Genomic DNA, 20,072 nt, shown 5'->3' on the forward strand with positions numbered 1-20,072 from the left:
TACTGACAACAAGCAAACCATAGCTAATAAGAAATAAAAAGAATCGTGTGATGATACATCGCCCTTTTCGTTTTCTTTGATTATATGAATGAACAGCCCCTTTTTAGACGAGAGGGGCTGTTTTCATTTAAATTTATTCCCTAACACAATGAAATCTCTAAAAACCTCCTTTATCTAAGGTCCCATAGTTCATTGGAGTGTATGACCAGTTAATGCCGAATAAAAAGACGCCCCATTTTACCGGGACGTCTTCATTTTTTTATTTTACTTTTTTAAAGACTAGTGTTGCATTATGACCACCGAAACCAAGCGAGTTACTCATTGCGTAATCGACGTTTGCTTCGCGTGCTTCATTTAGCACATAATCTAAATCACATTCTGGATCTGGAGTCACATAGTTTGTTGTTGGTGGGATAATACCTTCTTTAATCGCCTTGACCGTAAAGATAGCTTCAAGTCCACCAGCTGCCCCTAAAAGATGCCCTGTCATCGATTTAGTCGAGCTCATCGCAAGTTTCCGTGCATGGTCCCCGAAAACAGTTTTCGCAGCCATCGTTTCAAATTCATCATTGTAAGCCGTGCTTGTTCCATGAGCGTTAATATAGTCAATTTTTTCAGGAGCAACGCCACCTTGTTCAAGTGCTTGAGTCATAGCACGTACAGCACCTTCACCTTTAGGAGCTGGCGCTGTAATATGAAATGCATCTCCTGTTGAACCATAACCGACTAATTCCGCGTAAATCTTCGCACCACGGGCGACTGCATGATCATATTCTTCAAGAATAATAATTCCAGCCCCTTCACCAATAACGAATCCGTCACGCTCTGCGTCAAACGGACGTGATGCCGTTGCAGGATCTGGGTTCAAAGAAAGTGCTTTATTGGCACAAAAACCAGCAACAGCCATAGTAGTAATCGGCGCCTCTGCACCACCCGCGATCATTACATCTGCTTCACCGCGACGAATGACCTCGAATGCATCTCCAATGGAGTTTGTTCCTGATGCACAAGCTGTTACTGTACATGAGTTAATGGCCTTCGCGCCGAAATGAATAGATACTTGTCCTGACGCCATATCTGGAATCATCATCGGGACAAAGAATGGACTAACACGACGGTAGCCTCGCTCTTGGAATGTCAAAAATTGTTGTTCATGTGTTTCCATTCCACCGATTCCTGAACCAATCCACACACCTGTACGAAGTCCCAGCTCTTCATTAAGTTCTTCTAAACCGGCATCTTTCATAGCCATAATAGATGCAGCCAGTGCATAATGTGTAAATCTATCCATCTTACGTGCATCTTTCTTCTCTATATAATCCTCAATATCGAAGTCTTTTACTTGAGCTGCTACTTTTACTGGAAACTTATCGCTGTCTAGTCTAGTCAGCTTACCTATTCCCGATTTTCCGTTAATAACAGATTCCCATGATTCCTCTGCTGTGTTGCCGACAGGTGAAACAGCACCAATTCCTGTAACTACTACGCGTTTTATACTCATGATTAGAACTTCCCTTCACTCTATAATAGAATTTACTTTTATGATGTTTTGATACATTTATTCGCTTATATATAGTTTGTAACAATAGAATTCATCAATACGAAGTGTTTGAACAAACTTATTTACCCCATCGCATGCAAAGTCCGCCCCATACTAAGCCTCCGCCAAATCCAACGAATACTACAATATCATCATCTTTAATTTTTCCATCAGCAAGATCATCGACAAGTGAGATTGGAATCGATGCTGATGACGTATTCCCATACTTATGAATCGTTTTCGACATCTTTTCAACAGGCAATCCAAGTCGTTCGCGTGAGGCTTCCATAATTCGAATATTAGCTTGATGTGGAATCAAGTAATCAACGTCTTCTTTTGCTAATCCAGCTTTCTCAATTACATTCAGCGCTGTTTGACCCATTTGACGAACTGCGAATTTGAATACCTCTCGTCCGTTCATTTTAAGTTTATCATCTTGATAAAGATGTTTTCCTCCTGAGCCGTCAGCGCCAAGTTCGAATGATAAAATGCCGCGACCTTCGCTTACTTTTCCAACGACTGTTGCCCCGGCACCATCTCCGAATAATACCGCTGTGTTACGATCTTCCCAATCCGTTATCTTCGACAGTTTCTCAACACCTACAACTAGCACATAGTCATACGTTCCTGATTCAACGAACTGCTTCGCCGTCACAATTCCGTACATAAATCCTGCACATGCAGCTGAAACGTCCATTGCAGCTGCATTTACTGCACCAAGTTGATATTGAAGCATTGACGATACTGATGGAAATGGACGATCTGGCGTTACTGTTGCAACAATTATTAAGCCGATTTCTTCAGGTTTAATCCCAGCATCTTTTATTGCTTCAACTGCCGCATCATGAGCCATATGTGATGTGTCCGTTTCTTCATCTGCAATTCGACGTTCTTCAATGCCAGTCATAGTCCGAATCCATTCATCAGATGTATCCATACGATTCTCTAGATCCTGATTAGTTAATATATGTGATGGTACGTATTTCCCAACTCCAAGTAGACCCGCGTTCATTTAACATCCTCCGCTCATTATCATCTAATATTAGTACCTGGTGTTAATCATAAGAGATTTGAACCTATTTTACAACTGCCCGACACGATTTCGCCAAATTAAATTCTGTTTTCCTGATTAAATGTTTCCCAACTGTACATCCTATGATATAATAATTTGAGTATTAGTATTGTTGAGGTGAGATAGATTGAGGTATATATTAACTTTTGTTTGGTCTCTTATGTTAGTCACTTTGCTTAACTACGTTGTTGGAGCTATTGCAAACGTGCCATTTAACTTTGAAACAGGTGCAATCTTATCAGTGGTTTTAGCGGTCTTAGTCATTTTGCTTGGAGAATCACTACCAGAAGGTCCTATTTCAGACCACGAATAAAATAATCAAACATCTCCTTTATCTGGGGATGTTTTTTTATGGATATTTTCAAGTAATTTCACTATATAAAAAATAAAATCCCCGATGAATTTCCGCCAATCATTACTCTTCAAAATTTACTGATGCGAATCCTATATAATTTGGTAGGTAATTCGATCAAACATACAGAATCTGGGGAAATTAGTATTTCGGTGGCGAAAATAGAGTCCGCATATAAAATATTCATGACAGATACGGGGAGTGGTATGACGAAAGAACAGACTTTAATGATTTTCGAACCTTTACGACAAGCCGGAAGTTCTTTATCAAGATATTTTGGTGGTACTGGACTAGACCTCAGTATCGAAAAAAACTTGTCGAAATACATGAAGGTGATATTAATGTAGATTCAGAAATCGATGTTGGAACCACCTTTATTTTCACATTACCGCTTCAGCATAACTTTTCGTATTGCAAGGCGGATAAACCGACATTGGCACCTGAAATTTACATTGAAAAGCCAGGAGTTTTTCTTGCGGAAACGTCACCTGCTAAGAAAGGTCATGGAAACCTAAAGCAAACAAAAATTTTAATTGCCGATGATGAACATGTAAACTTACAAGTACTGCTTATCTCGTTAATCATAAGTATAAAAGAACGGGTCATTCCGTCCATTTCCTTTTTTACGAATTGTTTACATACCTCAACATTTATTATAGAACCGCAAAAAAAAGAAGCCGACCCAAGATTTATCTTAGGGCGGTTTCAGTAGATTATCTTTTAGTCACAATAAGTTTTCCGTCTTTCATCGTTAGCGCTAATGTATCGTTCGGTCCAAGATTGCCTTTGATCAATTCTATTGCAACAACTGTTTCCACATGCCGCTGGATAAATCTGTTCAATGGACGTGCACCAAAATCGGCGTCAGTCCCCTCTTCAACTATCCAGTCAAGCACATCTTCCGTGTACTCCATAGATACCTCTTGTTGATGAATTCTTGTCGCAAGATCATCCAACATCTTCCTTGCGATTAGCTTAAATGTATCTCCCGTTAATGAATGAAATATAATAATGTCATCCATTCGGTTAAGCAGCTCGGGTTTGAAATGATTCCGCAGTTCAGCCATTACTAAGTCTTCTGCTGCATGATTTTCTGTATCACCTAAATCATGCAGTAAATAAGACGAACCGATATTCGACGTCATAATAATAACTGTGTTCGTGAAATTTACAAGTCTCCCTGGGCTGTCAGTAATCCGACCATCGTCTAGAATTTGTAGAAGTATATTTGCTACATCCGGGTGCGCCTTTTCAATCTCATCAAGCAGCAGGACCGAATACGGATTGCGACGGACCGCTTCTGTGAGTTGACCTCCCTCTTCATAACCAACATACCCCGGAGGCGCTCCGATGAGCCTAGACACACTATGCTTCTCCATATACTCAGACATATCTATACGAATGAAATGATCTTCAGAATCAAATAGCGTAGCGGCTAGCGTTTTTGCCAATTCCGTCTTACCTACCCCAGTTGGTCCTAAAAATAGAAACGAACCTATCGGCTTATTCGGAGCTTGAATGCCTGCTCGTGCACGCCAAACTGCTTCAGTAACTAGTTGTACAGCGTCATCTTGACCAATGACTCTTTCCTTCAGCGTTTCACCTAAACGAAGCAGTTTTTCGCGTTCTCCCTCGACCAACTTCGTCACTGGAATACCCGTCCACCTAGCAACAATTGTCGCAATTTCTTCTTCCGTTACCTCTTCACGCAATAAACGACTTTCTTTACCATCCAGTAACGGTGCTTCAAGTTCTTTCAGTTCGGCTTCCACTGCAGGTATTTTTCCGTGCCGAAGTTCTGCGGCCTTATTCAAATCATAGCGATTTTCTGCATCTTCAAGCTCTCGGCGGAAACGATCAAGGTCTCCACGCTTCTCTTGGATTTTTCGTAACGTTTCTTTTTCCGAATCCCATTGTGAACGCATGCCTTCGGAAGAATCCTTTAATTCTTGTAGTTCTTTCCGCAATGCTTCAAGACGCGTTTTGCTCACTGCGTCCTTTTCTTTTCGGAGGGCTTGCTCTTCGATTTCAAGCTGCATAATTCTCCGCGTGACCGCATCAAGTTCCTCTGGCATTGAATCAATTTCAGTTCGAATCATCGCACTCGCTTCATCTATCAAATCAATCGCTTTATCAGGCAAAAACCGCTCCGTTATATAACGATTCGACAATGTCGATGCCGCCACAATCGCACGGTCATGAATACGTACACCGTGATGCAATTCGTACATTTCTTTTAATCCCCGTAAAATCGACACGGTATCTTCCACTGAAGGTTCCCTTACAAGCACTTGTTGAAAACGACGTTCAAGTGCTGGATCCTTTTCAATATACATACGATATTCATCTAACGTAGTTGCCCCGATACAATACAATTCACCGCGTGCAAGCATAGGTTTTAGCATGTTGCCTGCATCCATTGCACCGTCCATTTTTCCAGCGCCTACGATTGTATGAATTTCGTCGATAAACAAAATGATTTGTCCTTCGCTGTCTTTCACTTGCTTTAGGACACTTTTTAAGCGCTCTTCGAATTCTCCTCGATATTTAGCGCCTGCAATAAGCGCACTCATATCAAGTTCAAATATTTCGCGTCCCTTTAAACCTTCCGACACATCGCCTTTTACAATTCGCTGTGCAAGTCCTTCGACAATTGCTGTTTTACCAACGCCCGGTTCCCCGATTAACACCGGGTTGTTTTTTGTTTTACGTGACAATATCCGAATGACATCCCGAATTTCATCATCACGCCCAATTACTGGATCCATTTTCCCATTTTTCACTTCTTCAACGAGATTGCGCCCGAATCTCTCCAATGGAGACCGTTCATCTGCTTGTTCGCCTTGCATTCTCATATCAATTCACCTTCCGCTTCTCTGACTTTGACTATCTTTGATTAATTAAATTATATAATGTTTTTTTCTATTGGTAAAGATTTTTGTTTACATAAAAAAGACCGTATAACCCCGTTAAGAGTCATACAGTCCTCAATTTTATTTCTATCTTTATCTTACGCCTAATGCCATTTTAGCATAGCGTGACATTTTATCTTTTGACCATGGTGGGTTCCAAATTACGTTTACTTCTACTTCTTTCACTTCTGGAAGTTCCCTAAGTTCTTGTTTAATATTATCAACAATTTGTGGACCCATCGGACAGCCCATAGAAGTAAGTGTCATTGTTACATGTGACGTACCTTCCTCATCTAATTCTACATCATAGATAAGCCCTAGATTGACGATATCAATTCCAAGTTCAGGGTCAATAACGTTTTCAATCGCACCCATCATACTATCTTTCATTGCTTGACTCATGTTCATACCCCTTTCTATTCTGATGATACTTCAATCATAACAGTCAGAGGTCATTCATTCAAATTAGATGCAAGCCAGTTTACCGCTCCGAGCATTCCCTCGCGTGTTACTGCGTGCGCTGCTTGCTTATCCGTAACGAAGACAAGTCGGTCCGGCACATCGGCATAATCGGCTTTCACAGACTTATAAAATGCATACGTTGGTTTGTAAGGAACCGTAGGATCTTTTTTTCCATGCCAAAAGTAAATCGGTCTTTTTCCGAGTGAAGCACTTTGTTTTGTTAGATCAAGTGTTGCTAGCCCAGCAAATAATTGTTCTTTTTCTGCATCTGTCACCGGCAACTTATAACCAGCATCTTCATAGTTGCCAATTTGCGCTTTCGCTAACTCTACAAAACCAGGTGCACCCATCATGACAATTGTTGCATCAATCCACTTATATAGCGTAAGAGAGCCAAGTGATACAATACCACCCATCGATGTTCCTCCAACGCCAATTTTCCCTGTTTTCACAAGTCCACGATCCCTAAGCTCTTGTTGAAGAACCCCTAGTTCCTCAATTGAAGTCATAACTATTTCCCAAAAACGTAATGCTAGTTGGACCTCATCAAGACCTTCATCGCGTACACCATGTAAGTGAGCGTCAGGCAATAAAACTCTGACACCTTGTTTCGCAAGGTTATAGGCATAATGTAAATTATGTTCTTTTGCACTCGTGAACCCATGATGGAATATGACCACTGGAACATCCTGTTCTTTAAACTCATCTTCCACTATATGTAGGATTGGTATTGTACCCCATTGTTCTTCTTTTATTATCATTTGATCACAACCTTTTCCTATTATATTTGAGCGTATCAAAGTTATTCTAAAAAAACAAAGGATTTATTCTACGACCGACTTCTTTGACTTGGATATTGAATTAACGGTAAACTTGGTAGCAAAGGGGGATTCGTTTTGCAACCACATTTAATCGTCCTTGATCTTGACGGGACTTTACTGACAGATAATAAAATAATAACACCAAAAACAGCACTAGCATTAACTCAGGCTCAAGAGCATGGCCACCACGTTATGTTTGCTACTGGACGGCCGTACCGGGCAACTGAATCTTATTATAATGAACTTGGCTTGGCGACGCCAATCGTTAACTTTAACGGTGCGTTTGTTCACCAACCAGGGAACCGTGAATGGAAAACAAGTCACGAAACACTTGAACTTTCAGTTGTTAAAGAAGTTATGGAAGCGATGCAAGAGTTCCCATGGAATAATATTGTTGCCGAAGTAATGGATGATGTCTATGTACATTATCATGATGAAAAAGTATTAAATAATTTCACTATGGGTAAACCAAAAATAACGACAGGGGAAATCCAAAACTTCCTTAAGGATGATCCAACCAGCTTACTTATTCAAGCAGATGAAGGCAACGTTAAAGCGATTTGTGATCATCTTAGCCATGTCCACGCCAATGTTGTTGGACACCGCGTCTGGAATTCTCCTTGGGGTCATGTCATCGAAGTCTTCAAAAAAGGATTAAGCAAAGCCGCTGGACTTGACCGTGTCGCGAAGTCCATGGCGATTCCGCAGAACCGAATTATAGCATTTGGCGATGAAAACAACGATTTCGAAATGATTGAGTACGCGGGTCTTGGCGTCGCAATGGCAAATGGCATTGACGAATTAAAATCGATTGCCGATATAATTACGCCATTCTCAAACAACGAAGATGGCATTGCACAAGTACTTAATGAACAGCTACAATTGAAGTAAAAATAGTTAAGTTATGGGGGGTTATAAAATGAGGATTTTTGCTGATAGTGCGTCCGATTTACCAAAAGATTTCTTCGTTAATAGCGATGTATCATTAGTTCCTTTACACGTTTTGGTTGACGGTAAAGAGTACCAAGATATCGTTGAAATTGATTCGTTAGAAGTGTATGAAGCCATTCGTAAAGGTGGTCAACCGAAGACATCGCAAGTCTCTCCTGAAAACTTTTTAGAGAGGTGGACAGAACTGGCAAAATCTGGTGATGAGGGCATTTACATCGCTTTTTCGTCGGAATTATCTGGAACACATAATACAGCTGTCATGATTCGCGACCAAGTGAAAGAAGAATATCCTGATTTAAATCTTGTCATTATTGATTCAAAATGTGCCTCACTTGGCTATGGGCTGCTCGTCAAAGAAGCGGTTCGTCTACGTAGTGCTGGTGAAAGTATCCTATCCATAGAAGAGAAAATCAGATTTATGGCAGCTCACATGGAGCACCTCTTTACTGTTGATGATTTGGATTATATGGCACGCGGAGGACGCGTATCCAAAACAAGCGCATTCGTTGGCGGTCTATTGAATATAAAACCAATTCTTCACGTTGAGGAAGGTAAACTAGTTCCGATAGAAAAACACCGAGGACGCAAAAAAGTCATACGACGTTTTCTTGAACTGATGGAAGAACGCGGCGACAACTTGTCAGAACAACGACTTGCCATTAGCCACGGAGACGACGAAGCAGTTGCACTCGAATTAAAAGCATTGATTGAAGAACGCTTTAATCCAAAGAGCATTGAAGTCCACCTCATTGGATCCGTTATCGGTGCGCACGTCGGCCCCGGAACATTCTCCGTTTACTTTTTGAATAAACTACCTAAAGTGGAGTGAGCTAAAAATATCACATCTAGTTGATTGGAGTGTAGATCGGCGACTCCAGCGGGAACAGCAGTGCAAAGATAGGAAGAGAAACTTCACTCTTCCTCGGCTGAAGGCCCCGCAGGAGCGTATTTTGCGACGAGGAGACTGAAGCCGTGCCCGCGGAAAGCGTCAGGGAAAGATCGTACTGTAACTTTCCGCACTGTCCAATCGGAACGGAAATCAACTACTTCCTATTTTAGTATAAACCTCTAGTTCAACATACCTAATTAAAAAAGGATGATTGCATGAAAATTATTGTTATAGGTGCCGTTGCAGGTGGTTCCACCGTTGCCTCGCAAATTAGACGAGCCGTACCAGAAGCCGAAATTACGCTGATTGGCCGTGACCGCGAAATCGGTTACGGGACATGCGGTTTGCCCTATGTCATAGGTGGATTAATCGAAGACAAAACAAAAGTAAGAGGCCCCGATCCTATAACTTTTGGTGAGCAAAGAGATATTAACACTTTGACTGGCCACGAAGTAACCACAATCGACCGCCTCAACAAAACTGTAGAAGTACGCAACATTGACACTAACGAAACTTTCACCAAATCATACGACAAACTTATTCTTTCACCCGGCGGTTATTCACGGATACCTGAATTTAAAGGACTTGGAAACCTTCCATTGCTTACTTTAAAAAGTTATTCGGACATGGAAGATATAATAGACTATATAGAACGTGAAAAACCACAATCATGCGCAGTGATTGGCGGCGGATTTATAGGCATTGAACTTGCTGAAAATTTTATTCTTAAAGGAATAAAAACAGCGCTCATCGAACGCAATGATCGTGTTATGAAGGTCATGGATTATCCAGTGACTGATATCCTAAATGAAGAAATGAAAGAAAATGGCGTCGACCTTTATTTCAATGATGCAATTGAACGGATTGAAGGAAACAACTTAATCATGAAAAATGGTGTTAATATTAAAGTCGACTTTATCGCGGCTAGCGTCGGGATTATACCGGACACAAGCCTTGCTGAAGAAGCGGGACTCTCTATTGGTTCTACTAACGGCATCATTGTCAATGAGTACATGCAAACCGATGATCCAGATATTTACGCAATTGGTGATGTCGCAGAATGTTCGGATTGGTTCACGGGAAAACCGAAGCGGGTTCAACTTGCATGGCATGCGCATCGACAAGCCTACATCGTCGCGAGTCATCTTGGTGGAAATCCGGTCAAAATAAATGGATTCCTTAGCACATCGATAACAAAGTTATTTACATTAACTGCCGGCATGACAGGCCTTTCCGAAAAAGATCTGAATGATGAAGGCATCGAATTTGATACCGTTACTCATAGCGGGAGAACGAACGCAGGATACTATCCAGATCACGGGACGATTTTGTTGCGTGTACATTATGATCGGCATTCCCGACTCATTCTAGGTGCACAAGCGGTCGGTGATAAAGGCGTCGACAAGCGGATTGACGTAATTGCTACCGCGATTATGGGCAAGATGACCGTGGACGACCTTTCCGCGCTTGAACTAAGCTATTCACCGCCCTACTCTTCACCTAAAGATCCCATTAATATGGTTGGCTATAAAGCTAAATAACAAAACGAACCCCCTTGCAATGGATAGCAAGGGGGTTCGTTTTGTTAAATTTTCTTACACCATTTCTGGCTTAATTGAATAGTCTCTTGGTAAAAGTTCTCCACTCGCAATTTCTTCAATAAAATGACAGGCTGCTTTATGTTCGCCTTCCATAGTTTGGTGCGTTTGAAGAAGTGGTTCATCTGTTTTACATTTGTCCTGAGCAAATGGACATCGTGTATGGAAACGGCAACCGGTCGGTGGATCTATCGGCGATGGCACGTCTCCTTTTAATGCAATATGTGTCTTTTCATGCGTTGGATCTGGTACTGGAATTGCTGACAATAGCGCTTTCGTATAAGGATGACTTGCATTTTCAAAAATCGCTTCACGGTCGCCTATTTCAACAATTTTCCCGAGATACATCACGATCACGCGGTCCGAAATATGACGAACAACGCCAAGATCATGTGAGATGAATAAATAAGTTAAATTAAACTCTTCTTGTAATTCTTCAAGTAGGTTCAATACTTGTGCTTGTATCGATACGTCTAACGCTGATACAGCCTCATCACAAATGATCATTTTTGGATCTACAGCAAGAGCTCTTGCAATTCCTATCCTTTGTCGCTGGCCCCCAGAAAACTCATGTGGATAGCGATCGGCTTGGTATTCATTGAGCCCGACTGTTTCGAGTAATTCAATGATACGTTTACGCCTTTTATTTGCCGGCACCGAATTTTGAATTGTCATTGCTTCATTCAATATATCCGCTACAGTCTGTCTTGGGTTAATCGACGCATAGGGATCTTGGAATATAATTTGTAAATCTTTCCGTTGTTTCCTCATTTCCTTTTTTGAAAGGGAGGTTAAATCAACGTCTTCAAAATATACCTTGCCTTCAGTCGGTTCTTCCAAACGAAGAATTGCGCGGCCTGTTGTCGATTTTCCACATCCGGATTCTCCAACAATGCTCACTGTTTCGCCTGCGTAAACTTTAAAACTAATATCATCGACCGCTTTAACGTGATTTACAGTTCGACCTAATAGACCCCCTTTAATGGGGAAATATTGTTTTAGCCCTTCAACTCTGAGCAGTTCTTTTTTTGCCATAAACGGTCACCTCCGATTCGCCGTCCCATTTGTCGGAATAGATCCAACAACGGACATCATTTCCATCGTCATCCTTCATTAACTCTGGCAATTCTGCTCGACATAAATCCGTTGCCGCTGGACAACGTGGGGCAAATCGGCAGCCTACAGGCATATCGTTCACGTTCGGAACATTGCCATGAATTGGCTCCAATTTCTCCTGGTCCACGTCGTGACGTGGCAATGAGTTGAGCAAGCCAATCGTGTAAGGATGTCTCGGCTCCCTGAACAACGAGTATACATCCGTATATTCGACAACTTGTCCAGCATACATAACCGCTACATAATCGCATGTTTCTGCAACAACGCCAAGATCGTGTGTAATAAAGATAACCGACATGCCTAAACGATGCTGTAATTCTTTGATCAAGCCAAGAATTTGAGCTTGGATTGTTACGTCAAGCGCTGTCGTTGGCTCATCTGCAATCAACATTTCTGGATCACACGCAAGTGCCATCGCAATCATGACCCGTTGTCGCATTCCGCCTGAAAGCTCATATGGATAGTTCTTCACTCGTGCTTCAGGTGATGGAATTCCAACAAGTTTCAACAAATCAACCGCTTTATTTTGCGCATCGCGTTTCGACATCATTTTATGTTTAATTAAGGATTCACCTATTTGCTGTCCTACTGTAAACACCGGATTTAAAGATGTCATCGGTTCTTGGAAAATCATCGAAATTGCGTTCCCACGAATGCTACGCATTTGATTATCCGAGTAATCGATTAGGTTCTCACCTTTAAATTTAACCTCACCGCCGATGATTTTCCCGTTAGATGCTAGTAATCTAAGAATCGACAATGCTGTAATACTTTTACCAGAACCCGATTCTCCAACAATTCCAAGTGTCTTTCCTTTTGGAAGTTTAAAACTTACACCATCGACTGCTTTTACTTCACCGTCATCTGTATAAAAGGATGTCCGAAGATCCTGCACTTCCAATAAATTAGTTTCCATTCAGTATTCCCTCTCTTCTAGAAGCCCTATTAGTTCAGATCAATTCGTTTGTTTAACATACGATATGAAATGTCAACGAGCATATTCACTAATACAAACAACACAGAGATAATAAGGATTGTTCCTTGCACTACTGGGAAATCCCTCTCCCGTATTGCATCTATTGTTAGACGACCCATTCCGTTAATTGCGAAAATTGTTTCTGTAATAACAGCGCCTCCAAGAAACGCTCCGAATTCAAGCCCAACCACTGTAATTACTGGAATCAATGCATTTTTTAGCGCATGTCGATACGTTACGACACGTTCGCTCAAACCTTTTGCTCGTGCTGTTCGGATATAATCTTGACCTATAACTTCAAGCATAGAAGCACGAGTCATACGAGCAATAATTGCCGCTCCACTTGTTCCAAGACAAATGACTGGAAGCGCGATTTGTCGCCAACTGTCTCCCCAACCGGATGGTCTCATTTTCAGAAATTCTGGGAGCCAATCTCCGCCCACTGCAAACCATTGAATCAGCACAAGTCCAAGCCAGAAGTTCGGCATAGAAAGTCCGAACAATGCAACGATCATAATCGATACATCCGCCCATGTGTAATGGCGAACCGCCGAAATGATTCCCGCGATAAGTCCAAGAAAGACTGCTAGAATCGTTGCATAAATCGCAAGCTCCGCGGTCACCCAGAACCTTCCACTTATTTCATCCATTACAGGTCGTCCACTTCGAATCGAGTTTCCTAGATCACCTTGGACAGCGCCTGAAATATAATTAAAGTATTGAACAGGTTTTGGATCATTTAGACCTAACTTTTCACGAATTTGCTCGACGGTTTCTTCAGAAGCCGCTTCGCCCGCCATAATTTGCGCAGCATCCCCTGGTATAAGGTGCATTAGTGAGAATACAAGAATCGATACACCGATTAATACCGGAATTGTCTGCAACAATCGTCTGAATATATATTTAGCCATTCACCTTCACCTCCGTCATCTATTCATCTTCGGATCAAGTGCATCACGCAATCCGTCCCCAAAAATGTTGAATGCCAATACGACTAATACGATCATAATGCCCGGGAATAAAATAATATGCGGAGCAGTCGTCATATAAGTTCGTCCATCATTTAACATTGCTCCCCATTCTGGCGCAGGTGGCTGTGCACCAAGACCAAGGAATGAGAGTCCGCTCGCAGTCAATACTGCAGTTGCGATACGTAATGTTGCCTGAACAATAATCGGCGACATGACGTTTGGTAAAATATGTTTGAAAATAATTCGGAAATCTGATGCGCCTAGTGCCCTCACTGCATCTATGTATTCAAGCTTACGTACTGTCAATGTAGATCCCCGTACAATTCTAGCAAACGCTGGTACAGAGAATATACTAACTGCGATGATTACGTTCGTTAGACTTCCACCAAGCACACTAACAATAGCAAGTGCTAATAGAATTCCTGGGAACGCTAACAAAACATCCATCACTCTCATAATAATCGTATCTATTTTACCGCCATAATATCCTGATACAATTCCTAAGACAACACCAATTGAACCACCCATTCCAACCGAAAGGAATCCAACTTGCAAAGTTAGGCTCATCCCGTGAATAATTCTAGTAAAGATATCTCGTCCAAAATTATCGGTTCCAAACCAATGTTCCGCTGAAGGCGGTTGTAACTTATTTAGTACAACTACTTCCGTTGGATCATACGTGGTTAGCCAAGGGCCCACAATGGACACTACAATAAATAATAAAATGAAAAATCCACCAACGACCGCTGCTTTATTCTTCCTTAACCTTTTCCAAAAAGCTTTATAAGCCTCAACTCGGGGACTCGATCTTTTTGGTTGGTTAACTGCCTCAAGCGTTTTTTCAGACATAGCTTCAGTACATCCTTTCCTTAATAAGCTGACATCGCTTACATTGTTCTATTTTACTTCAAAAGCATACCATGAAAATCAAACTACCGTAATAGTTTATCAATTAATTTTCATATAATTTGATTTACTTGTTCTATATACTAATGAAACTTTCTTAGTATATCAATTGATTGTTTATTTTTAATATTCTACACAAGAGAGTCCTTGAATACTAACTACTCTCAAAAAAAAGATTGCTATTGTTTTCCAACTATTCCTCCAATATTAAATTGTTCTATTACTAGAATTATGTTATGTTTACAATAGTATTGTGAACTTTCACGGTACAATAAGAACATAGTTTATTGGAGGAGTATTATCATTGAGGAACAATCGTAAATTTTCACTGCTGTTTATCTTTACCCTTGTATTATCACTTTTTTTGGCTGCATGTGCCGGCGGAAGCGATAATAAGGACGAAGGGAAAACGGACGACAAAACAAAGACTGAAGAAGGAAGTACAGGTGGAGACTTAGTTTTCGCGACATTATCAGATGCCGCTAAGCTTGATCCACACCTTTCAACTGATGTACCTTCAGCAAATATTAACGTAAACATTTTTGACCGTCTTATTAAGAAAGATGAAAATGAGAAAATCATACCAAACCTTGCGACATCATGGGAAGCGGTTGATGACACGACATGGGTATTTGAACTTCGCGACGATGTTACTTTCCATGACGGAGAAAAGTTTAACGCAGAGGTTGTAAAGAAAAACTTAGAACGAATTTTGGATCCTGAAATCGGAGCACCTCGTTCGTTTATTTTTGAAATGATTACTGACATAGATGTATTAGATGAATATACAGTTCAACTTACGACAGAATTTCCATTTGCACCATTACTTTCACACCTTACTCACCCTGTAGGTGCAATGGTTAGCCCAAAATCGATAGACGAAGATTATGCAGCAATGAAAGACGGAAAAGAGCCTGGTTCCGTTATTAACCCACACCCAATTGGGACTGGCTTTATGAAATTTGATAGCTGGGACATTGGTACAGAAATTAAGTTAGTGAATAATGAAGACTATTGGGGTGAACTAGCAATACTAGACTCGATAACATTTAAAGCAATTCCTGAAGGTGGAACGAGACTAGCTGAACTTGAAACAGGTCACGCACAAATTATTGAACCCGTACAACCAGCTGAAGTTGGCATTGTCAACGATTCTGGTAAAGGCAAAGTTGATGAGAAAAATTCAACTTCCCTTTCATACGTTGGATTTAACCTTGAAAAAGAACCATTCGACGATGTACGCGTACGTCAAGCAGTTTCTATGCTAATTAATGTAGAAGACATTCTTACTGGAATCTACGACGGATATGGTGTTGCATCTGTTGGACCATTAGCACCAGGTGTATTCGGTTATGACGATTCGATGAAACCACTTTCATATGATATAGATGCAGCAAAAGCACTTCTTGCAGAAGCAGGTTTAGAAGATGGGTTCAAAACAACTATATGGACAAACGATAACCAACAGCGAATGGATACTGCGGTAATTGTCCAACAAGAATTAAAGAAGGCAAATATCGATGTAGCTATTGAAGTTGTTGAATGGGGAGCATACTTAGATAAGACAGCAAGTGGTGAGCACGAAATGTTCATCCTTGGTTTATCCAACCCTGTTGGTGATGCCGATTACTTCCTATCTCAATTGTTCCATTCAGAAAACATGGGTGTTGCTGGAAACCGAACATTCTATAAAAATGCCGAAGTTGATGAACTTCTCGTAGAAGCACGTCAAGAAATTGACGAAGGTAAACGCCAAGTACTATATACAAAAGTTCAAGAAATTCTAATTGAAGAAGCTCCAATGGTTTACATCCATCACCAAGCCTACCTAACTGGTGTTAGCGATCAGATTGAAGGCTATTGGATTGACAGTTCAGGTTATTCCCAACTACAACATGTCAAATTTGTAAAATAATTTAACTAGCTATACAACAAATAATGCCCGTATACCGGTTTAATACCGGATATACGGGCATTATTTTTAGATTCTTTTGCCTTCGACCAACAACCATGATACAATATTCACTATACCGCATAATTATGCATTTAATATAAATGGAAAAGGTGAGATTATTAATGTTTATATGTCGAAAACCAGCACTTTTCATCGCTCTTGCACTCATTCTCTCAATTGTTTTAACTGCATGCGCAGGTGAAAGTGATAAGAAAACGGAAGTTACAACAGATGATAACAAAGAAGTCGTGGGAGGCGACCTAATCATTGACGTTACATCCGATGCGTCTGTACTTGATCCTCAAAATTCGTCGGATGTCCCATCTGCAAATATCCAAACAAATATTTTTGAAACTCTGGTAAAAAAAGATGAAAACCAAAAAATCATTCCCGGCTTGGCAGAAAGTTGGGAACCAATCGATGATACAACTTGGGAGTTTAAACTTCGTGAAGACGTTAAGTTTCATGACGGTGAATCCTTCAGTGCTGAAGCAGTTAAGAAAAGTTTGGATCGTATCCGTGATCCCGAAGTAGCTTCTCCACGTTTCTTTATATTTGAAATGATTTCTGACATAGAAGTTATTGATGATTTCACAATCCAAATGACAACTGACTATCCATTCGCACCCCTACTCTCTCACTTAGCGCATCCGGCGGGAGTCATTATAAGTCCCAAGTCAATTGACGAAGATTACGCGGCAATGGAAGACGGCGCAACATCTGGCTCCATCATTAGCGAGAATCCTATTGGAACCGGCTACTTTAAATTTGATAGTTGGGAACCAGGTGAGAAAATCATTCTCGTCAAAAATGAAGAGTATTGGGGAGATCTTGCCCATGTAGATATAGTAACTTTCAAAGTCATTCCTGAAAGCGGAACACGGTTAGCCGAGCTTGAAACGGGTTTTGCACATATTATCGAACCGGTTCAACCATCGGAAGTTCCACTTGTAACTGAATCGGAACAAGCCGAGATTGATGTAGAAATTTCCTCTTCCCTTTCATATATAGGATTTAACGTAACCAAAGCACCATTTAACGACGTTCGAGTACGACAAGCAATTTCAATGCTCGTTAATAAAGAAGAAATCCTTGAAGGTATTTATGATGGATTCGGCCTTGAATCCAATGGCCCTTTAGCACCCGGTGTATTTGGATATATAGAAGATAAGAAAACTATTTCTCATAACCCTGAAAAAGCATTAGAGCTTCTGAAAGAGGCTGGTTATGAAGACGGTTTTAAAACAGTTGTTTGGACAAATGATAATCCACAACGTGTTGACACCGCCGTTGTTCTTCAACAAGCACTAAAAGAAGCGAATATTGATGTTGATATCGAAATCCTAGAATGGGGCGCTTATCTAGATAAAGTCGATAGTGGGGATCATGACTTATTTATATTAGGACTAACAAATCCCGTTGGCGATGCCGATTACTTCCTACGTTCTTTATTCCATTCAGCATCCAAAGGAGCCGGTGGAAATAACTCATTTTATGACAATCCACTGCTAGATCAATTACTAGACGAGGCCCGCGAAGAAATAGATGAAAGTGCACGTTTAGCTATTTATGATGAGATTCAAAGTATTTTGATTGAAGATGCCCCATTGATTTATGTGCATCACCAAGCATTCTTAACAGGTGTCAGCAATCAAATTAAAGGGTATTGGATTGATAGTTCGGGTTATTATCAGCTACAAAATGTTGAGTTCGTTGACTAAATTTACCGTTTGCAAAACCCTGTTATGTCGTTCTTGACGATATAACAGGGTTTTCCTTATTTTCTGATTGTATGAATTCTTGTTATGTGCTATATTTCTAGTATCTATTGTATTTTACAATAGAGAAAACGTAACGGGGGGAATAATAAATGAGTAAAAAAGGCAATCTTAAATGGCTATTCGTCATTGTTTTTGCAATGTCGCTAGTTTTAGCAGCTTGCGCTGGCGGTTCAGATTCAAAAGGCGAGGACAAAAACGAAGATAAGAAAGAAAGCGGCGCGGAAACTGAAACTGGTGGAGATCTTACACTAGCAGTTCTATCTGATGCATCATCGCTTGATCCAGCCGGTTCAAACGATGTACCATCTTCTGTTGTCCAAAATAATATTTATGAAACACTTGTAAATCGTAATGACGAAAACGAAATCATCGAAGGACTTGCTACTGAGTGGGAAGCAGTCGATGATAGCACTTATGAGTTTAAACTACGTGAAGGTGTAAAATTCCACGACGGAGAGCCATTCACGGCTGATGTAGTAAAAGCAAACCTTGATCGTATTTTAGATGCAGAAGTAGCATCACCAAGATACTTCCTGTTCGAAATGATTTCTAATGTAGAAGTTGTGGACGAGCATACAGTTCGCATCACAACTGAATATCCATTTGCACCACTACTTGCCCACCTTTCACATAACGGCGGCGCAATGGTAAGTCCGAAATCTATCGAAGATGATTATGCAGCTATGAAAGATGGAAAAGATGCAGGATCAGTTATCTCGAATAATCCAATTGGAACAGGCTTTTTCAAATTCGAAAGTTGGAATCCAGGTAGCGAAATCAAGCTTGTAAAAAATGATGACTACTGGGGCGAAAAAGTTCATCTTGATTCTGTAACATTTAAAGTTATTCCTGAAAGTACTACACGTAACGCAGATCTTGAGCGAGGATTTGTACAGATCGCAGATCCTATTCAGCCAGTTGAAGTGGCTGAAATTAACAATAGTGATTACGCAACAGTACTTCAAAAGCCATCATCTAGTCTATCTTACATCGGATTTAACTCGAAAAAAGAACCATTTGATAATCCGAAAGTACGTCAAGCAATTTCTATGATGGTCAACAAGGAAGAAATGATTGAAGGCGTCTATGAGGGATTCGGAATTCCAGCAAAAGGACCTCTTGCTCCTGGAATCTTTGGATTTAATGACGATGCAAAACCTATCGAATACGATGTCGAAGAAGCGAAAAAGCTCATGAAAGAAGCAGGCTATGAAGACGGTTTCAAAACTACTGTTTGGACGAATGATAATCCACAACGTGTAGATATGGCTATTATTCTTCAAAACAGTTTGAAAGAACTTAATATTGAAGTAGCAGTCGAACAAATGGAATTCGGAACTTACCTAGATAAAACTGCACAAGGAGAACATGATATGTTCATCCTAGGCTGGTCTAATCCTACAGGTGATGCGGACTATGGTATGTATGCCCTTTTCCACTCAACTCAACAAGGTGATGCCGGAAACCGTTCATTCTATGAAAACAAAGACGTTGATAAACTTCTTGATGAAGGACGTCGTGAAGCAGATCCAGATGCGCGTCTAGATATTTACAACAAGATTCAAGAACATCTAATCGAAGATGCACCAATGGTTTATGTTCATCACCAAGAGTATTTGGTTGGTATTAGTAATGATATCGAAGGCTTCTCTATCGATACTTCAGGTATCTATCAATTACAAGATGTTAAATTTGTGAAGTAATATTATTTATATCGATTTACTGAATATCTTTGAATCGTCTAATCAAAAACAAAAAATCCTAAGATGTG

18 protein-coding genes are annotated in these 20,072 nt (G+C 40.6%); 9 read left to right on the forward strand and 9 right to left on the reverse strand.

Annotation, left to right across the window (positions count from 1 at the left end; all coding sequences use genetic code 11):
* Nucleotides 1-259: 259 nt before the first annotated feature.
* Both fabF and KSU66_RS01825 read right to left on the reverse strand, forming a co-directional pair.
* Nucleotides 260-1,501, reverse strand: coding sequence for a beta-ketoacyl-ACP synthase II (gene fabF / locus KSU66_RS01820; RefSeq protein WP_269049689.1), 1,242 nt, complete (start codon nucleotides 1,499-1,501; stop codon nucleotides 260-262).
* A gap of 118 nt (nucleotides 1,502-1,619) precedes the next feature.
* A complete protein-coding gene (locus KSU66_RS01825; protein ID WP_269049690.1) occupies nucleotides 1,620-2,552 on the reverse strand; it encodes a beta-ketoacyl-ACP synthase III in 933 nt (310 codons plus the stop codon).
* Nucleotides 2,553-2,739: 187 nt separating this feature from the next.
* Here KSU66_RS01825 and KSU66_RS01830 point away from each other — a divergent pair, with 187 nt between their 5' ends.
* The 3 genes from KSU66_RS01830 to KSU66_RS01840 all read left to right on the forward strand — a co-directional run bounded on the left by KSU66_RS01830 (nucleotide 2,740) and on the right by KSU66_RS01840 (nucleotide 3,676).
* Nucleotides 2,740-2,925 (forward strand): DUF2929 family protein, encoded by a 186-nt coding sequence (locus tag KSU66_RS01830; protein WP_269049691.1) that lies wholly within the window; start codon nucleotides 2,740-2,742, stop codon nucleotides 2,923-2,925.
* Between the two features lie 122 nt (nucleotides 2,926-3,047).
* The gene (locus KSU66_RS01835) at nucleotides 3,048-3,311 is read left to right on the forward strand and encodes an ATP-binding protein (protein ID WP_269049692.1); all 264 of its coding nucleotides are present in this window, start codon (nucleotides 3,048-3,050) and stop codon (nucleotides 3,309-3,311) included.
* Between the two features lie 86 nt (nucleotides 3,312-3,397).
* Entirely contained in the window at nucleotides 3,398-3,676 is a 279-nt protein-coding gene (locus tag KSU66_RS01840; RefSeq protein ID WP_269049693.1) for a hypothetical protein, read from the forward strand.
* A gap of 1 nt (nucleotide 3,677) precedes the next feature.
* Here the strand turns inward: KSU66_RS01840 and KSU66_RS01845 are convergent, their stop codons facing one another.
* The 3 genes from KSU66_RS01845 to KSU66_RS01855 all read right to left on the reverse strand — a co-directional run bounded on the left by KSU66_RS01845 (nucleotide 3,678) and on the right by KSU66_RS01855 (nucleotide 7,099).
* The gene (locus KSU66_RS01845) at nucleotides 3,678-5,813 is read right to left on the reverse strand and encodes an ATP-dependent Clp protease ATP-binding subunit (RefSeq protein WP_269049771.1); all 2,136 of its coding nucleotides are present in this window, start codon (nucleotides 5,811-5,813) and stop codon (nucleotides 3,678-3,680) included.
* Between the two features lie 156 nt (nucleotides 5,814-5,969).
* Nucleotides 5,970-6,278, reverse strand: a complete 309-nt coding sequence (locus KSU66_RS01850) for a metal-sulfur cluster assembly factor (RefSeq protein ID WP_269049694.1) — start codon at nucleotides 6,276-6,278, stop codon at nucleotides 5,970-5,972.
* 50 nt (nucleotides 6,279-6,328) lie between these two features.
* The gene (locus tag KSU66_RS01855; protein WP_269049695.1) at nucleotides 6,329-7,099 is read right to left on the reverse strand and encodes an alpha/beta fold hydrolase; all 771 of its coding nucleotides are present in this window, start codon (nucleotides 7,097-7,099) and stop codon (nucleotides 6,329-6,331) included.
* A 135-nt stretch (nucleotides 7,100-7,234) separates the two neighbouring features.
* Between KSU66_RS01855 and KSU66_RS01860 the strand changes: the two genes are divergently transcribed.
* The 3 genes from KSU66_RS01860 to KSU66_RS01870 all read left to right on the forward strand — a co-directional run bounded on the left by KSU66_RS01860 (nucleotide 7,235) and on the right by KSU66_RS01870 (nucleotide 10,540).
* Nucleotides 7,235-8,050 (forward strand): Cof-type HAD-IIB family hydrolase, encoded by an 816-nt coding sequence (locus KSU66_RS01860; RefSeq protein ID WP_269049696.1) that lies wholly within the window; start codon nucleotides 7,235-7,237, stop codon nucleotides 8,048-8,050.
* Nucleotides 8,051-8,078: 28 nt separating this feature from the next.
* Nucleotides 8,079-8,939, forward strand: a complete 861-nt coding sequence (locus KSU66_RS01865; RefSeq protein WP_269049697.1) for a DegV family protein — start codon at nucleotides 8,079-8,081, stop codon at nucleotides 8,937-8,939.
* Between the two features lie 275 nt (nucleotides 8,940-9,214).
* Nucleotides 9,215-10,540, forward strand: a complete 1,326-nt coding sequence (locus KSU66_RS01870; RefSeq protein ID WP_269049698.1) for a CoA-disulfide reductase — start codon at nucleotides 9,215-9,217, stop codon at nucleotides 10,538-10,540.
* 54 nt (nucleotides 10,541-10,594) lie between these two features.
* Here the strand turns inward: KSU66_RS01870 and KSU66_RS01875 are convergent, their stop codons facing one another.
* From KSU66_RS01875 to nikC, 4 genes are read right to left on the reverse strand one after another with little or no spacing between them, the layout of a single operon-like run.
* Nucleotides 10,595-11,632, reverse strand: a complete 1,038-nt coding sequence (locus tag KSU66_RS01875; RefSeq protein WP_269049699.1) for an ABC transporter ATP-binding protein — start codon at nucleotides 11,630-11,632, stop codon at nucleotides 10,595-10,597.
* On the reverse strand, nucleotides 11,604-12,629 hold the full coding sequence (locus KSU66_RS01880; RefSeq protein ID WP_269049700.1) for an ABC transporter ATP-binding protein: 1,026 nt from the start codon (nucleotides 12,627-12,629) through the stop codon (nucleotides 11,604-11,606). Before KSU66_RS01880 ends, KSU66_RS01875 begins: the two co-directional genes overlap by 29 nt.
* A 29-nt stretch (nucleotides 12,630-12,658) precedes the next feature.
* On the reverse strand, nucleotides 12,659-13,600 hold the full coding sequence (locus KSU66_RS01885) for an ABC transporter permease (RefSeq protein WP_269049701.1): 942 nt from the start codon (nucleotides 13,598-13,600) through the stop codon (nucleotides 12,659-12,661).
* Between the two features lie 15 nt (nucleotides 13,601-13,615).
* Complete coding sequence (nikC, locus tag KSU66_RS01890; protein WP_269049702.1) at nucleotides 13,616-14,509, reverse strand: nickel transporter permease; 894 nt, start codon at nucleotides 14,507-14,509, stop codon at nucleotides 13,616-13,618.
* Between the two features lie 361 nt (nucleotides 14,510-14,870).
* On the opposite strand from nikC, the gene KSU66_RS01895 reads away from it, so the two are divergent.
* The 3 genes from KSU66_RS01895 (at nucleotide 14,871) to KSU66_RS01905 (ending at nucleotide 20,004) form a co-directional block, all read left to right on the forward strand.
* On the forward strand, nucleotides 14,871-16,481 hold the full coding sequence (locus tag KSU66_RS01895) for a glutathione ABC transporter substrate-binding protein (protein ID WP_269049703.1): 1,611 nt from the start codon (nucleotides 14,871-14,873) through the stop codon (nucleotides 16,479-16,481).
* Between the two features lie 161 nt (nucleotides 16,482-16,642).
* A complete protein-coding gene (locus KSU66_RS01900) occupies nucleotides 16,643-18,241 on the forward strand; it encodes a glutathione ABC transporter substrate-binding protein (RefSeq protein ID WP_269049704.1) in 1,599 nt (532 codons plus the stop codon).
* A 149-nt stretch (nucleotides 18,242-18,390) separates the two neighbouring features.
* A complete protein-coding gene (locus KSU66_RS01905; RefSeq protein WP_269049705.1) occupies nucleotides 18,391-20,004 on the forward strand; it encodes a glutathione ABC transporter substrate-binding protein in 1,614 nt (537 codons plus the stop codon).
* Nucleotides 20,005-20,072 lie beyond the last annotated feature (68 nt).

This window comes from Sporosarcina sp. G11-34, assembly GCF_026931025.1.

What these genes read in the sequence shown, in the direction of transcription:
- KSU66_RS01835 (WP_269049692.1), top strand. Translation starts at nt 3,048, where the DNA reads ATGCGAATCCTATATAATTTGGTAGGTAATTCGATCAAACATACAGAA.
- nikC (WP_269049702.1), bottom strand. Translation starts at nt 14,509, where the DNA reads ATGTCTGAAAAAACGCTTGAGGCAGTTAACCAACCAAAAAGATCGAGT.
- KSU66_RS01905 (WP_269049705.1), top strand. Translation starts at nt 18,391, where the DNA reads ATGAGTAAAAAAGGCAATCTTAAATGGCTATTCGTCATTGTTTTTGCA.
- KSU66_RS01875 (WP_269049699.1), bottom strand. Translation starts at nt 11,632, where the DNA reads ATGGCAAAAAAAGAACTGCTCAGAGTTGAAGGGCTAAAACAATATTTC.
- KSU66_RS01825 (WP_269049690.1), bottom strand. Translation starts at nt 2,552, where the DNA reads ATGAACGCGGGTCTACTTGGAGTTGGGAAATACGTACCATCACATATA.
- KSU66_RS01855 (WP_269049695.1), bottom strand. Translation starts at nt 7,099, where the DNA reads ATGATAATAAAAGAAGAACAATGGGGTACAATACCAATCCTACATATA.
- KSU66_RS01900 (WP_269049704.1), top strand. Translation starts at nt 16,643, where the DNA reads ATGTTTATATGTCGAAAACCAGCACTTTTCATCGCTCTTGCACTCATT.
- KSU66_RS01880 (WP_269049700.1), bottom strand. Translation starts at nt 12,629, where the DNA reads ATGGAAACTAATTTATTGGAAGTGCAGGATCTTCGGACATCCTTTTAT.
- KSU66_RS01885 (WP_269049701.1), bottom strand. Translation starts at nt 13,600, where the DNA reads ATGGCTAAATATATATTCAGACGATTGTTGCAGACAATTCCGGTATTA.
- KSU66_RS01850 (WP_269049694.1), bottom strand. Translation starts at nt 6,278, where the DNA reads ATGAGTCAAGCAATGAAAGATAGTATGATGGGTGCGATTGAAAACGTT.
- fabF (WP_269049689.1), bottom strand. Translation starts at nt 1,501, where the DNA reads ATGAGTATAAAACGCGTAGTAGTTACAGGAATTGGTGCTGTTTCACCT.
- KSU66_RS01865 (WP_269049697.1), top strand. Translation starts at nt 8,079, where the DNA reads ATGAGGATTTTTGCTGATAGTGCGTCCGATTTACCAAAAGATTTCTTC.
- KSU66_RS01870 (WP_269049698.1), top strand. Translation starts at nt 9,215, where the DNA reads ATGAAAATTATTGTTATAGGTGCCGTTGCAGGTGGTTCCACCGTTGCC.
- KSU66_RS01845 (WP_269049771.1), bottom strand. Translation starts at nt 5,813, where the DNA reads ATGCAAGGCGAACAAGCAGATGAACGGTCTCCATTGGAGAGATTCGGG.